The following is a 14,259-nucleotide window of genomic DNA, read 5'->3' as shown; positions in this document are numbered from 1 at the left end:
TCGAGCATCCGGCCGCGCCGCCGTGGCCGGCTGGCCGGCGCGGCGCGGACCGGTGTCGTCGGCCGGGCGGTCCTCAGGTGGCCTTGCCCGGCGGGGTGAAGGCGGCCAGTGGTTCGGAGCCGGACCAGTCGTGGCCCCAGTAGCTGTCGGCGGTGATCTCCTCCGCGGTGTAGTGCGTCTCGTCGACGCGCATTCCGTCGAAGCCGTACTCGATGTCCCAGCCGCCGGGCGCGCGTACGTAGAACGACACCATCTTGTCGTTGGTGTGCCGGCCCAGCGTGGAGGAGAGGGAGAATCCCCGGTTGCCCACGTTGTCGAGGGCGCGGCCGACCGCGTCCAGGCTGTCGACCTCGACCATCAGGTGCACCAGGCCGGGTTCCTCGCCGTGCGGGGCGGGGCAGACGGCGAGGCTGTGGTGGCGTTCGTTGACGCCCATGAAACGCACCCGGCGGGGCGGGGCCCCGGGCGACCGGCCGCTGAGCCGGATTCCGCCGCGCGGCAGGAAGCCGAGCACCTCGGTGTAGAAGGCGACGGTCTCGTCCGCGCAGGTGGTGGGCAGCACGACGTGCCCCATCCCCTGGCCGCCGGTGACGAACCGCTGGCCGAACCCGGTCAGTACGGGGCTGTGGTCGAGGACCGGGGCGAAGTACACCTCGACGGGCACCCCGGCCGGGTCGTCGAAGACGATGCCCTCCTCCACGCCCCGGTCGTCGGCCTCCGTGGCGGAGAGCGGCTTCACCGGCGTGCCGGAGGCCTCGACGGCGCGGCCGACGGCGGCGAGCGCGAACTGGTCCCGCACCTCCCAGCCGACGGACAGCACCCGGTCGCTGTCGCCGGGCAGGACGACGAGGCGGGCGCGGCGCTCGTCCATGCGCAGGTAGAGGCCGTCGGGGTCCGGCCCCGAGCCCTCGGCGAAGCCGAGGGCGTCCACGGTGAGTTCGCGCCAGCGGTCGATGTCACGTGTCTGGACCCGGAGGTATCCGAGTCCGCGGATCTGCGTCATGTGCGTTCCTCTCTGGTCCCGCTGCGAACGGAAGGGTTTCCAGGGCCTGTATGGGGTTGTCCCGCGGCGTCACGGGGCTGGGCACGCACGCTCGCAGCATGACAACCCCATACAGGCCCTAGATCATCGAGCGCATCGGACCGGGCGGCGGTTCGATGCCGATCTCCGTGAGCGCCGAGGCGTGGAAGACCGAGCCCGGTACGTGGATGGCGTGCGCGAGACCGGTGTGCGCGTCGCGCCAGAACCGCTGGATCGGGTTGTCCAGCCGCATCGCGTTGCCGCCGGAGCGGGCGACGATCTCGTCCACCGCGCGGACCGCCCGCCAGGCGGCCGCCGCCTGGGTGCGCCGGCCGACGGCCCGTCGCTCGAAGCTGATCTCCCGGCCGGCCGCCACCGCGTCGTACATCTGGCAGACGTTGTCCAGGAGCGCCGAGCGGGAGGCCGCGATCTCGGCCGCCGCGTCGCTGACGGCGTACAGGACGTACGGGTCGTCCCGCACGGCCTGGCCGGTGATCTGCACCCGGTCGCGCTGGTAGTCGAGGTGGTGGGCGAGTGCGCCCTCACAGATGCCGATCACGGCGGCGGTGATGCCGAGCGGGAACGTGGCGGAGAACGGCAGCCGGTAGGCGGGGTTGGCCGGCCCGGACTCGGCGGCCAGGGACCCGTCCACGACCTTCGCGTACTCGATGACGCGGTGGGCGGGCACGAAGGCGTCGTTGACGATGACGTCCTTGCTGCCGGTGCCGCGCAGCCCGACCACGTCCCAGGAGTCGTCGACGATCTCGTAGTCGGCGCGCGGCAGGATGACGTGCACGGACTGCGGGGGGTTGATCCGGTTGCCGTCGCTGTCGGCGAGGAAGCCGCCGAGGAAGATCCACCGGCAGTGGTCGGTGCCGGAGGAGAACTGCCAGCGGCCGTTGAAGACGTGGCCGCCGTCGACGGGCCTGAGCAGGCCCATCGGTGCGTACGGGGAGGCGATCCAGGTGTCGGGGTCCTCGCCCCAGACCTCCTCCTGGACCCGGGGGTCGGCCATCGCCATCTCCCACGGGTGGACGCCGACGACGCCCGCGACCCAGCCGGTGGCCCCGTCCAGGGAGGCGATCCTCATGACGGTCTCGGCGAACTCGCGCGGGTGCAGTTCGAGACCGCCGTGGGCCTTGGGCTGGAGCATGCGGATCGCGCCGACCTCGCGCAGGATCTTCGCCGCCTGGTCGTCGAGCCTGCCGAGCGCCTCGTTGGCGGGGCCGAGCGCACGGATCTCGTCGGCGCGGGCTTCGACGGCGTCGAGTACCGGATTGGACATGGCTGTTCTCACTTCCCCGGGGAGTTCTGGGCGGCGGTCGTGGCCCGGTTCCTGGCCGCGAGGGCGACCGCGATCTCGATGAGCTGGTCCTCCTGGCCTCCGACGAGCTTGCGGCGGCCGGCTTCCATGAGGATCTCGGCGCCGGACACCTGGTAGGTCTCGGCCTGACGGGCGGCGTGCTTCAGGAAGCTGGAGTACACACCCGCGTAGCCCATCGTCAGCGACAGCCGGTCGAGCAGGCACTCGCCGTCCATGACGGGCCGCACCACGTCCTCGGCCGCGTCGATGATCTTCAGTACGTCGATGCCGGTACGGATGCCCAGCTTCTCGGCGACGGCGGCGAACCCCTCGACGGGGGTGTTGCCCGCGCCCGCCCCGAAGCGGCGGGTCGATCCGTCGATCTGAAGGGCTCCGGCGCGTACCGCGAGGACCGAGTTGGCGACGCCGAGGCCGAGGTTCTCGTGGCCGTGGAAGCCGACCTGGGCGTCGTCGCCGAGTTCGGCGACCAGGGCGGCGACACGGTCGCTGGTCTGCTCCATGACGAGGGCGCCCGCGGAGTCGACGACGTAGACGCACTGGCAGCCGGCGTCGGCCATGATGCGTGCCTGCCGGGCCAGTTCTCCGGGCGGTCGGCTGTGCGACATCATCAGGAATCCGACGGTCTCCAGGCCGAGTTCGCGGGCCAGCCCGAAGTGCTGGACGGCGATGTCCGCCTCGGTGCAGTGGGTGGCGATGCGGCAGATCGCGGCGCCGTTGTCGGCGGCCTCGCGGATGTCGTCCTGGAGACCGAGACCGGGCAGCATCAGGAAGGCGATCTTCGCCCGGCGGGCGGTCTTCACCGCGGCCTTGATCAGCTCCTGCTCGGGGGTGTGGCTGAAGCCGTAGTTGAAGGAGGACCCGCCGAGGCCGTCGCCATGGGTGACCTCGATGACGGGGACGCCCGCGTCGTCGAGGGCGGCGACGACGGAGGTGACGTGGTCGACGGTGAACTGGTGCTGCTTTGCGTGTGATCCGTCCCTGAGGGACGAGTCGGTGACCCGGATGTCCAGGCCGGAACTGTAGGGCATGGCTCGTGTACTCCTCGGTGTGCGGCGGTCAGGCGCCGGCGCGGCGGGCGGTGATCCGCTGGGCGAAGCCCTCGCCGACCCTGGTGGCGGCGGCGGTCATGATGTCGAGGTTCCCGGAGTACGGCGGCAGGAAGTCGCCCGCGCCCTCCACCTCGATGAGGACCGCGACCCGGGCGAACCCACCGCTGAGCGCGGTCGGCTCGTCGAACTGCGGCTCGGTGCGCAGCCGGTAGCCGGGTACGTACGTGGCGACGCGGGCGACGGTCTCGCGGATCGACGTGGTGACGGCGTCCCGGTCGGCGTCGGCGGGGACGGCGCAGAAGACGGTGTCCTGCATCAGCGTCGGCGGCTCGGCCGGGTTGAGGATGATGATGGCCTTGCCCTTGGCGGCGCCGCCGATCGTCTCGATGCCCCGGCTGGTGGTGAGCGTGAACTCGTCGATGTTGGCGCGGGTACCGGGCCCGGCGGACGGCGAGGCGACGCTCGCGACGATCTCCGCGTAGGCGACCTCGGTGACCCGGGAGACGGCGTGCACGATCGGGATGGTGGCCTGTCCCCCACAGGTGATGAGGGAGACGTTCGGCGCGTCGAGGTGGTCGCCGAGGTTGACGGCGGGCACGACCGCCGGGCCGATCGCGGCGGGGGTCAGGTCGATGGCCTGGATGCCGAGTCCGGCGTACTTGGGTGCGTTGGCCCGGTGGACGTACGCGGACGTGGCCTCGAAGACCAGGTCCGGCCGTTCCTCGCCGGCCAGCAGGGCGTCGACGCCGTCGGCGCTCGTGTGCAGGCCGTGGTCGGCGGCGCGCTTGAGGCCGGGGCTCTGTTCGTCGATGCCGATCATCCAGCGCGGCTCGATGTCCCGCGAGCGCAGGAGTTTGTACATCAGGTCGGTGCCGATGTTGCCGGATCCGACGATCGCGGCGGTCGCCTTGGTCACGGTTCGAACCTCATCCGGGTCGAGTGGGAACGGGGAACAGATGCGGGAGGGGGTGGCTCAGCCGTCGTAGGTGGCCTTCAGCCGGTCGCTGAGCGGGCGCGCCTGACAGGCGAGGATCAGACCGTCGGCGAGGTCGGCCGCGTCGAGGACCTCGTTGCGTTCCATGGCGACCTCGCCCTCGGTGAGGAGGCAGGCGCAGGCGCTGCAACTGCCCTCCCGGCAGGAGTACGGCGCGTCCAGTCCGGCGGCGAGCAGCACGTCGAGCAGCGGGGTGTCCCGCGGCCATCGGACGGTGTGGCGCACCCCGTCCAGCTCCACCTCCGCCGTACCGGCGGGCCCCGCGCCCTCCGGCTCCGGCGCGGGCCCGGGTTCCGCGAAGGGGTCGCCGGTCAGCGAGGTGAAGCGCTCCACCGTGATCCGGTCCGGTGGTATCCCCAGCCCGGTGAGCGCCCCGGTCGCCAGGTCCATGAAGGGGCCGGGCCCGCAGACGAAGACCGGACGCCCGGCGTAGGGGCCGGCGAGGGCTCGCCAGCCGGATGCGGTGGGCCGGCCCTGGACGGACTCCAGCCAGTGCAGGACGGTGAGCCGGTCGCCGTACTCCTTCGCCAGCGAGGCCAGTTCGTCGCGGAAGATGACGGAGCGCTCGTCGCGGTTGGCGTAGAGGAGGGTGACCGCGCCCGTCCCCGCGTGCAGGGCGGAGACGAGGATCGACATCACCGGGGTGATGCCGCTGCCCGCGGCGCACAGCAGGAAGTCGCCGTCGAGCGAGTCGGGGGTGAAGGTGCCCGCGGGCCGCAGCACCTCCAGGGTGTCGCCCTCGGTGACGTGGTCGCAGATCCAGTGCGAGGCGTATCCCCCGGCGGTGCGCTTGACGGTCACCTTCAGGTGCTCGTCGCGCGCCGGGGAGCTGCACAGCGAGTAGCAGCGGGCGGCTCCGCCGGGGCGCTCCGAGGGCACCCGGACGGTGAGGAACTGGCCGGGCCGGTACGTGAACCGGGCTCGTTCCCCGTCGGCGGGCTCCAGGACCAGGGAGTGCGCGTCGGCCGTCTCCCGGATCACCTCGACGACGCGCACGGTCAGCGGAGCGGGTCTCATGGCGCGCCCCCGGTGGTGCCGGCCCCGGCGGACGGGGCGGCGCGGGCGGTGGCCGCGTGCCGGGCCGCGATGTAGCCGAACACGATGGACGGGCCGATGGTGGCGCCCGGTCCCGCGTACTCGTTGGCCATCACGGACGCGGAGGTGTTGCCGGTGGCGTAGAGCCCGGTGATGGCCGAACCGTCCTCGCGCAGGACCCGGCTGTGCTCGTCGCAGACGAGTCCGCCCTTGGTGCCGAGGTCACCGACCTCGATCCGGATCGCGTAGTAGGGGGCCTTGACGATCTCGTCGAGGTTGGGGTTCTTCATCGTCGGGTCGCCGTAGTAGCGGTCGTAGGCGCTGTCGCCGCGCCCGAAGTCGATGTCCCGGCCGGTCCGGGCGAAGCCGTTGAACCGTTCGACGGTCGCGGTGAGGGCGTCCGCGGGGACGCCGATGCTCCGGGCGAGTCCGGCGATGCTGTCCGCGCGGTGCACGGTGCCGTTCTCGTAGAACGCTCTGGGGAACGGCATACCGGGGAGGATCTGGGCGAACGGGTAGCGGGCGCGGGCCTTGGCGTCCATCACGAACCACGCGGGCGTGTGCCCGCCCTCGATCTGGTCGTGGACGAAGTTCACGTACGGCGAGGACTCGTTGGTGAAGCGCCGGCCGTCGCCGGAGACGATCACCGACGGGGGGATGCACCGCTCGGAGACCAGCGGAACCGTCGCTCCGGAGGGGTGGTGCACGGACGGCATCCACCAGGCGTCGTCCATGAAGTCGAGGGCCGCGCCGAGTTCCTGACCGGCGACGATGCCGTCCCCGACGTTCTCGACGGCTCCGGCGCTGTGGTTGTCCCGGCCGCCCTCCGGCAGGTACTTCTCGCGCATCTCCTGGTTGTGGTCGAAGCCGCCGGTGGCGAGGAGGACGCCGTGCCTGGCGCCGACCCGCACGGCCCTGCCGTCCCGTTCGACGACGACTCCGGTGACCCTGCCGCGCGGGCCGGTGACGAGCCCGGTCATCGGGCTGCGCAGCCACACGGGGACGCCGGCCTCCTTGAGGGCCATGCGCATCCGTGCGACGAGCGCCCGGCCGCCGGTCGCCATGTGGCGGCGGCGGACCGTGTTGGACGAGACGCGCCAGGCGGCGATCACGGAGGCCCAGCGGCCGCGCCAGGTCCGCTTGACCATGGCGAGGTCCCGGTAGTCCTTCGCGGTGATCCACAGTCCGAGCGGGCCCTTGAGGCTGTTGGGCCGCTGGTGCCTCTCGTCCTCGCCGAGCTTGCGGGTGTCGAAGGGCAGCGCCTCGACGGACCGGCCGAGCGGACGGCCGCCCTCGTACTCGGGGTGGTAGTCGGCGTAGCCCTTGACCCAGAAGAAGCGCATCCAGCGGCTCCTGCCGAGCAGTTCCATCGCGGCCGGCCCCTGGTCGACGTAGGCGTCGAGTCGGGCGCCCGGTACCCGGTCACCGGTGAGCCGGTCGAGGTAGCGGCGCACGGAGGCCCGGCTGTCGTCGTGGCCCCTGGCCCGCAGGGTCGGGTTGTTGGGGATCCAGATGCCGCCGCCGGAGATCCCGGTCGTGCCGCCGTACATCGCGCCCTTCTCGACGACGACGGTGGTCAGGCCGCTGTCGGCCGCGGTGAGCGCGGCGGCCATGCCGCCCCCGCCGCTGCCGACGACGACGAAGTCGAACTCCTCGTCCCAGGCTTCCCTGGCCCCGGCGCTCACGCCGCGTCCTCACGGGTGAGGAAGGCGAGGACCGCGCTCTCCCAGGCGGCCTTCTGCTCGATCATCACCCAGTGCCCGCAGTCGGGGAAGACGTGCAGTTCCGCGTCCGGAATGGTGCGCATCGGCAGGATCGACATGTCGACGGGGCTGACCCGGTCGTCGCGGCCCCAGGTGAGCAGGGTCTTCGCCCGGAGCCGGTGCAGCATGGCCCAGTACGGTGGCTCGTCGGACGCGGCGGCGTCGGCGGCCCGTGCGGCGGACGCCTCGCTGCCGTACATCAGCCGGGCACTGGCGAGCGTCTCCGGGTCGGTGGCCTGCGCCCACCGCTCCTCGATGAGTTTCTCGGTCACCAGCGACCGGTCGTGCACCATCGAGTTGAGCCAGCGGATCAGGCGCTCGCGGGTCGGTGCGTCGGTGAACTCCGTGAGCAGCCCGATGCCTTCACCGGGTCCGGGGCTGAACAGGTTCCGGCCGATGCCGCCGATCGTGACGAGGCGGCGTACCCGGTCCGGGTGGGCGAGGGCGAACCCGGTGCCGACGATGCCGCCCATGGAGTTGCCGACGATGTCGGTCCGCTGAAGGCCGAGCCCGTCCAGGAACCGGGTCACCGAGGCGGCGGCCGTCGCCATGGGGTGGCCGCCGGCCGGGTCGCTGACGCCGAATCCGGGGAACTCCAGGACGAGGCAGCGGAAGTGCCCCGCGAACGCGGCCAGGTTGTGCCGGTAGTTGCGCCAGCCCGTGACCCCGGGCCCGGATCCGTGCAACAGGAGCAGGGGCGGGCCGTCACCGGCCTCGTGGTAGCGCAGCACGCCCTGATCGGTCGTGAGTTCGCGCAATGTGGAGTCGTGGCTCAGCTCCGTCATCATCCCTGCCTCGATTGGCCTCGGTGTTCGGGTGGGTCCGGGCCGCCGCCGGCCCTGGGCGGCCGTGAGGGCCGCGTGAACAGTTCCTGGACGGTAGCCACGCCCCGCGGGAGGGCGCGGCGGCCGTCTCGGTCAGCGGGATGCGTACGGTCACGGGGCCGTCGACGGCCTCAAGGGCCGGGCGGCCGGCGGCGTTCCACTGATCGGGAGCGCGTTCCCGGCGGGCCCGGCCGGTGTCCTAGCTTCGGCCCCCTGCCCGGTCCCGGGCACACCACCGCACCGTCCCCGTCGAGGTGAATCCGATGACCGCAGAGTCCCTGTCCGCGCCCGAGGCCTGTGAGGAGACCGAGCCGACACCCCTGCGGATGCGGCGCACCATGGGGACCTTCGCCTCGGGGGTCACGGTGGTGACGGGCATCGGCCGGGACGGGGAACCGGCCGGCTTCGCCTGCCAGTCGTTCGCGTCCGTGTCGCTCGAACCGGCCCTCGTGCTGTTCTGCGCCGACCACCGGGGGCGTACGTGGCCGAGGATCAGGGAGTCCGGGCGGTTCGCCGTGAACATCCTGGCCGAGGAACAGTCGGATCTCTGCGGCCGGTTCGGGTCGGCCCGGGGCCGCAGGTTCGAGGGGCTGGACTGGGAGGTGTCCCGCTGGGGAACGCCGTCGCTGCCCGGCGTCCTGACCCGGGTGCACGCCGATGTCCAGGACGTGCGCGGCGCGGGCGACCACGATGTGGTGGTGGGCCGGGTCCTCGCTCTGGAGACCGTCACCGATCAGCGGCCGATGCTCTTCTTCCGCGGCGGCTTCGGCGTCGGGGGCCCGGTGGCCGCGGTCCCCGACCCGTGGGGCTGGGGCGCCCCCTGGGGGTGAGGCGTCCCCGTTCGTATACGGCCTCCTGCCGGCGGACTCCGGTCCGCCGCAGGAGGCCGTCCGCGTTCTACTGCCAGTCGCCGTACTGTCCCGCGGCCAGCAGCCGGTCCATGGCCTGCGGGGACCAGGTCTCCTCCGGCACGGCCGCCGCGCGCCGCGCCCCTCTGACCGGCGCCTCCTGTTCGGGGAACAGTTCGCGGGACACCTGCCGGGCCGCGTCCACGACCAGCGGTGCGACCTTCTCCAGCGGGGACAGGGCGTCCCCCACCAGTGAGATCGCCGCGACCGGGCCCTCGGGGCCGCGCACGGCGGTGGCGACACAGGCGATGTCGGGGAAGCACTCGCCGCGTTCGAAGGCGAGGCCGTGGCGGCGCCGGATGCGGTTGAGTTCCTGGTGGAGGGTGCCGAGGTCGGAGATGGTGTGCCGGGTCAGGCGGCCGATGGCACCGGCCGCCCTGGTCTCGACGTCCTCCGGTTCGAGCCAGGCCAGCATGGCCTTGCCGAGCGCGGTCGAATGAGCGGGGGCCCGGCCGCCGACACGGGACGGGACCGCCGCGGCGAAGCGGCCGCCGACCTTGTCGAGGTAGTGCACTTCCGCACCGTCCAGGACGGCCAGATGGACGACCAGGCCGGTCTTGATCTGCAGGTGGTGCAGCCGGGCGGCGGCGGCCTCACGGATCCTGCTGTGCGCGCCGTCCCCGCCGCCGAGGCCGAGGGCGCGGCGGCCGAGCCCGTAGCCGAGTCCGGTGTGTTCGAGCCAGCGCAGCCGTACGAGCTGGTCGAGTATCCGGTGCGCCGTCGACCGGGGCAGCCGCGTGGACCTGGCCACCTCCTCCAGCGACAGCCGGGCGGTCCGGCCCTCGAAGACGTCCATGATCAGCGTCACCCGCTCGACCATCGACGGTGGCAGCTCGCGACGGTCCGGCACATGCACGTCGAGAGCCTCATGGACAGCCGTCATGGGAGCCTCCAGTCACAGACTGAAATGAATTCTTGTTTTCCGGAATGTAACAGCGCCCCCCGATCCCAGTGAAGACATGCGCGCCTCCTCTTTTCGACGCGCGGGGCACCGCCGCCCCGCGGACACCCTCCGCCGCGCGGCCGGGCGCCTCCGCACCGGACAGCCGGCCGATTGCCGACGAACCGTCATGAACCGGGAAATCCCCGGGTCCGTCCCACGTGACGCAGACCATCCTCTGTGTCCGCGATCTCTGGGTAGGTCTCCGGTACGGTGTCGAACGCTTCGGGCCCGAGAAACCACGGAGCAGTCCGCCGCCGCCGAGTGACCACGGGACGCCGACCGGCGTACTCGTGCGACATCGCCCGTCCTGACGCCACGCGCTCGTGACACGACTGGGGAGTTTGATGTTCGACAAGGTATTGGTCGCCAACCGTGGCGAGATCGCGATCCGCGCGTTCCGCGCGGCGTTCGAGCTCGGCATCTCCACGGTGGCCGTGTATCCCCACGAGGACCGCAACTCCCTCCACCGGGCCAAGGCCGACGAGGCCTACCGGATCGGTGAGACCGGCCATCCCGTGCGCGCCTACCTCTCGGTCGACGAGGTCGTCGAGGCCGCCCGGAAGGCGGGCGCCGACGCGATCTACCCGGGCTACGGCTTCCTGTCGGAGAACCCCGACCTCGCGGCCGCGTGCTCCGCGGCCGGCATCACGTTCGTCGGCCCCCCGGCCCCGGTGCTCAACCTGACCGGGAACAAGTCCCGGGCGGTCGCCGCCGCCCGGGAGGCCGGCGTACCGGTCCTGAAGTCCTCCGAGCCCTCAGAGGACGTCGACGCGCTCGTCGCCGCAGCCGACGGCATCGGCTTCCCGGTCTTCGTCAAGGCCGTCGCGGGCGGCGGCGGGCGCGGCATGCGCCGGGTCGCCGAGGCCGGCGAGCTGCGCGAGTCGATCGACGCGGCCATGCGCGAGGCACGCTCGTCCTTCGGCGACGCGACGGTCTTCCTGGAGCAGGCGGTGATCAACCCCCGCCACATCGAGGTGCAGATCCTCGCCGACGCCGAGGGCAACGTCGTGCACCTGTACGAGCGGGACTGCTCGCTCCAGCGCCGCCACCAGAAGGTCGTCGAGATCGCGCCCGCCCCGAACCTCGATCCGGAGCTGCGGGACCGGATCTGCGCCGACGCCGTCGCCTTCGCCCACCACATCGGTTACGTGAACGCGGGCACGGTCGAGTTCCTCGTCGACGAGCGCGGCAACCACGTCTTCATCGAGATGAACCCGCGCATCCAGGTCGAGCACACCGTGACCGAACAGGTCACCGGCCGCGACCTGGTGATCGCCCAGCTCCGTATCGCGGCGGGCATGACGCTGCCCGAACTGAACCTCACCCAGGACGACATCACCCTCAACGGCACCGCGATGCAGTGCCGCATCACCACCGAGGACCCGGCCAACGGCTTCCGGCCGGACACCGGCACCATCTCCGCCTACCGCTCCCCCGGCGGGCCCGGGGTGCGGCTGGACGGCGGCACCGTCCACACCGGCGCGGAGGTGTCCGCCCACTTCGACTCGATGCTCGTCAAACTCACCTGTCACGGACACGACTTCACCAACGCGGCCCGCAGGGCGCGCCGGGCCATCGCGGAGTTCCGCATCCGGGGCGTGGCGACCAACCTGCCGTTCCTGGGCGCCGTGCTGGACCAGCCCGACTTCCGGGCGGGACACATCACGACGAGTTTCATCGAGGAACACCCCGAGCTGATCCGGGCCCGTCCCTCGGCCGACCGCGGCAGCCGGATGCTCGGCTACCTCGCGGAGACCACCGTCAACCGGCCGTACGGCCCCCGCCCCTCCGTCATCGACCCGGCGGACAAGCTTCCGGTCCTGCCGGCCGGGACAGCGCCGGACGGTTCACGCCAGCGCCTCGCGGCCCTCGGCCCGGAGGCCTTCGCCGCCGAGCTGCGCGCCCAGTCGGCCGTCGCCGTCACCGACACGACGTTCCGCGACGCCCATCAGTCGCTGCTGGCCACCCGGGTGAGGACCCGGGACCTGCTCGCCGTCGCACCGCACGTCGCCCGGACCGCGCCGGAGCTGCTGAGCCTCGAATGCTGGGGAGGCGCCACCTACGACGTGGCGCTGCGCTTCCTCGCCGAGGATCCGTGGGAGCGGCTGGTGAAGATCCGGGAGGCCGTGCCCAACATCTGCACCCAGATGCTGCTGCGCGGCCGCAACACGGTCGGCTACACGCCCTACCCCACCGAGGTCACCGAGGCGTTCGTCGCCGAGGCCGCGACCGCCGGAATGGACATCTTCCGGATCTTCGACGCCCTCAACGACGTGTCCCAGATGCGTCCGGCGATCGACGCCGTACGCGCCACCGGCACCTCGGTCGCGGAAGTGGCGCTCTGCTACACCGCGGACCTCTCCGACCCCGGCGAGACCCTGTACACCCTGGACTACTACCTGCGGCTGGCCGAACAGATCGTGGACGCGGGCGCCCATGTGCTCGCCATCAAGGACATGGCCGGGCTGCTGCGCCCGCCCGCCGCCCGCACCCTCGTCACCGCGCTGCGCGAGCGGTTCGACCTGCCGGTCCACCTGCACACCCACGACACGGCCGGCGGGCAGCTCGGCACGCTGATCGCCGCCATCGACGCGGGCGTGGACGCGGTGGACGCGGCGGTCGCCTCCATGGCGGGCACCACCAGCCAGCCCCCGCTGTCCGCGCTGGTGGCCGCCACCGACCACACCGAGCGCGCGACGGGCCTCTCCCTCCAGGCGGTCGGCGACCTGGAGCCCTACTGGGAGGCGACCCGCAAGGTCTACGCCCCCTTCGAGTCCGGACTCGCCTCGCCCACCGGCCGGATCTACCACCACGAGATCCCCGGCGGCCAGCTGTCCAACCTGCGCCAGCAGGCCATCGCCCTCGGCCTGGGCGACCGCTTCGAACTCATCGAGGACTGCTACGCCGCGGCCGACCGTATGCTCGGCCGGCTGGTGAAGGTGACGCCGTCGTCGAAGGTCGTCGGGGACCTGGCGCTGCATCTGGTGGGCGCCGGGGTGGAGGCGGCGGACTTCGAGTCCGACCCGGGCAGGTTCGACGTGCCGGACTCCGTGATCGGGTTCCTGCGCGGCGAGCTGGGCGACCCGCCCGGCGGCTGGCCCGAGCCGTTCCGTACCCGCGCGCTCCAGGGCCGGCCCGCGAAGTCCGAGACGCCGCGGTTGTCGGACGAGGACCGCGAGGGTCTGCGGGATTCGCCGCGGGCGACGCTGAACCGGCTGCTGTTCCCCGGCCCGACGAAGGAGTTCGAGGCGCACCGCGAGACGTACGGGGACACCTCGGTCCTGCCCACCCGGGACTTCCTGTACGGGCTGGAGACGGAGACCGAGCACACGGTCACGCTCGAACCCGGTGTTACCCTGCTGATCGAGCTGGAGGCCATCTCCGAGGCCGACGAGCGCGGGTTCCGCAGCGTACTGGCCACCCTCAACGGGCAGTTGCGGCCGGTGTCGGTGCGAGACCGGTCCGTCGCCACCGAGGTCAAGGCCGCGGAGAAGGCGGACCGCGGCAACGCGGGCCATGTCGCGGCGCCGTTCGCCGGAGTCGTCACCCTCCAGGTGGAGGAGGGTGCCTCGGTGTCGGCCGGCCAGACCGTCGCCACCATCGAGGCGATGAAGATGGAGGCCTCGATCACCGCCCAGGCCGCCGGGGTGGTGCGACGCCTCGCGATCGGCCGGGTCCAGCAGGTCGAGGCGGGCGATCTGCTCATCGAGACCGCCTGAGCCACCGGACCGGACTCCGGCCCCGGACAGCACGGCGTCCGGTCCCCGCGGGCGCCTGCGCGCACCGGGGGCCGGACGTCCGACGGCCGGAGTGCTGTTACGCGTCGTCGTCGACCCAGCTCATGAGCTTGCGGAGCTCGCGGCCGGTGGTCTCCAGCAGGTGGTCGCTGTCGGCCTTCTTGTACTCGTTGTACTTGGGCAGACCGTTGTGGTACTCCGCCATCCAGGCCTTGGCGAAGGTGCCGTCCTGGATCTCCGCGAGGACCTTCTTCATCTCGGCCTTGGTGTCGGCCGTGATGATGCGCGGGCCGGTGACGTAGTCGCCCCACTCCGCGGTCTCCGAGATCGACCAGCGCATCTTGTCCAGACCGCCCTCGTACATGAGGTCCACGATCAGCTTCAGCTCGTGGAGGCACTCGAAGTACGCGATCTCCGGCTGGTAACCCGCCTCCGTCAGCGTCTCGAACCCGGCCTTCACCAGGGCCGCGGTACCGCCGCAGAGAACGGCCTGCTCACCGAAGAGGTCGGTCTCGGTCTCCTCCGTGAACGTCGTCTTGATGACGCCCGCGCGGGTGCCGCCGATGCCCTTGGCGTACGACAGCGCCAGCTCCAGGCCCTTGCCCGTGGCGTCCTGCTCGACGGCCACGATGCACGGAACGCCGCGGCCCTCCTCGTACTG

General features: G+C 72.0%; 11 protein-coding genes. 2 read left to right on the top strand and 9 right to left on the bottom strand.

Features of this window, described 5'->3' with window-relative positions:
• Positions 1-73: 73 nt before the first annotated feature.
• The 7 genes from ACIO3R_RS23640 to ACIO3R_RS23610 all read right to left on the bottom strand — a co-directional run bounded on the left by ACIO3R_RS23640 (position 74) and on the right by ACIO3R_RS23610 (position 7,974).
• Entirely contained in the window at positions 74-1,003 is a 930-nt protein-coding gene (locus tag ACIO3R_RS23640) for a VOC family protein (protein ID WP_385039596.1), read from the bottom strand.
• A gap of 118 nt (positions 1,004-1,121) precedes the next feature.
• On the bottom strand, positions 1,122-2,306 hold the full coding sequence (locus ACIO3R_RS23635; RefSeq protein ID WP_402108442.1) for an acyl-CoA dehydrogenase family protein: 1,185 nt from the start codon (positions 2,304-2,306) through the stop codon (positions 1,122-1,124).
• Between the two features lie 8 nt (positions 2,307-2,314).
• Positions 2,315-3,373, bottom strand: coding sequence for a 4-hydroxy-2-oxovalerate aldolase (gene dmpG / locus ACIO3R_RS23630; RefSeq protein WP_385039602.1), 1,059 nt, complete (start codon positions 3,371-3,373; stop codon positions 2,315-2,317).
• Between the two features lie 28 nt (positions 3,374-3,401).
• Entirely contained in the window at positions 3,402-4,256 is an 855-nt protein-coding gene (locus ACIO3R_RS23625) for an acetaldehyde dehydrogenase (acetylating) (protein ID WP_385352047.1), read from the bottom strand.
• Between the two features lie 111 nt (positions 4,257-4,367).
• On the bottom strand, positions 4,368-5,405 hold the full coding sequence (locus ACIO3R_RS23620; protein ID WP_402108439.1) for a 2Fe-2S iron-sulfur cluster-binding protein: 1,038 nt from the start codon (positions 5,403-5,405) through the stop codon (positions 4,368-4,370).
• The gene (locus tag ACIO3R_RS23615; protein ID WP_402108436.1) at positions 5,402-7,108 is read right to left on the bottom strand and encodes an FAD-binding protein; all 1,707 of its coding nucleotides are present in this window, start codon (positions 7,106-7,108) and stop codon (positions 5,402-5,404) included. The genes ACIO3R_RS23620 and ACIO3R_RS23615 overlap by 4 nt, the downstream gene beginning before the upstream one ends.
• Positions 7,105-7,974 carry an alpha/beta fold hydrolase gene (locus tag ACIO3R_RS23610; RefSeq protein ID WP_402108433.1) on the bottom strand — a complete coding sequence of 290 codons (870 nt, stop codon included), beginning with the start codon at positions 7,972-7,974 and terminating at the stop codon, positions 7,105-7,107. Before ACIO3R_RS23610 ends, ACIO3R_RS23615 begins: the two co-directional genes overlap by 4 nt.
• A gap of 299 nt (positions 7,975-8,273) precedes the next feature.
• Here ACIO3R_RS23610 and ACIO3R_RS23605 point away from each other — a divergent pair, with 299 nt between their 5' ends.
• Positions 8,274-8,840: a flavin reductase family protein gene (locus tag ACIO3R_RS23605; protein ID WP_385039613.1), complete on the top strand. Its 567-nt coding sequence runs from the start codon at positions 8,274-8,276 to the stop codon at positions 8,838-8,840.
• Between the two features lie 67 nt (positions 8,841-8,907).
• Here the strand turns inward: ACIO3R_RS23605 and ACIO3R_RS23600 are convergent, their stop codons facing one another.
• A complete protein-coding gene (locus ACIO3R_RS23600) occupies positions 8,908-9,738 on the bottom strand; it encodes an IclR family transcriptional regulator (protein WP_385039621.1) in 831 nt (276 codons plus the stop codon).
• A gap of 467 nt (positions 9,739-10,205) precedes the next feature.
• Here ACIO3R_RS23600 and ACIO3R_RS23595 point away from each other — a divergent pair, with 467 nt between their 5' ends.
• Positions 10,206-13,580 carry a pyruvate carboxylase gene (locus ACIO3R_RS23595; RefSeq protein ID WP_385355635.1) on the top strand — a complete coding sequence of 1,125 codons (3,375 nt, stop codon included), beginning with the start codon at positions 10,206-10,208 and terminating at the stop codon, positions 13,578-13,580.
• Positions 13,581-13,677: 97 nt separating this feature from the next.
• On the opposite strand, the gene ilvC is transcribed toward ACIO3R_RS23595, so the two are convergent.
• The coding region (ilvC, locus tag ACIO3R_RS23590) for a ketol-acid reductoisomerase (RefSeq protein ID WP_402108429.1) at positions 13,678-14,259 on the bottom strand (582 nt) is incomplete at its 5' end.

It is taken from the genome of Streptomyces sp. NPDC087428 (genome assembly GCF_044744085.1).
Taxonomy (GTDB): Bacteria; Actinomycetota; Actinomycetes; order Streptomycetales; family Streptomycetaceae; genus Streptomyces.
This window is presented reverse-complemented; position numbering and strand designations above follow the sequence as displayed.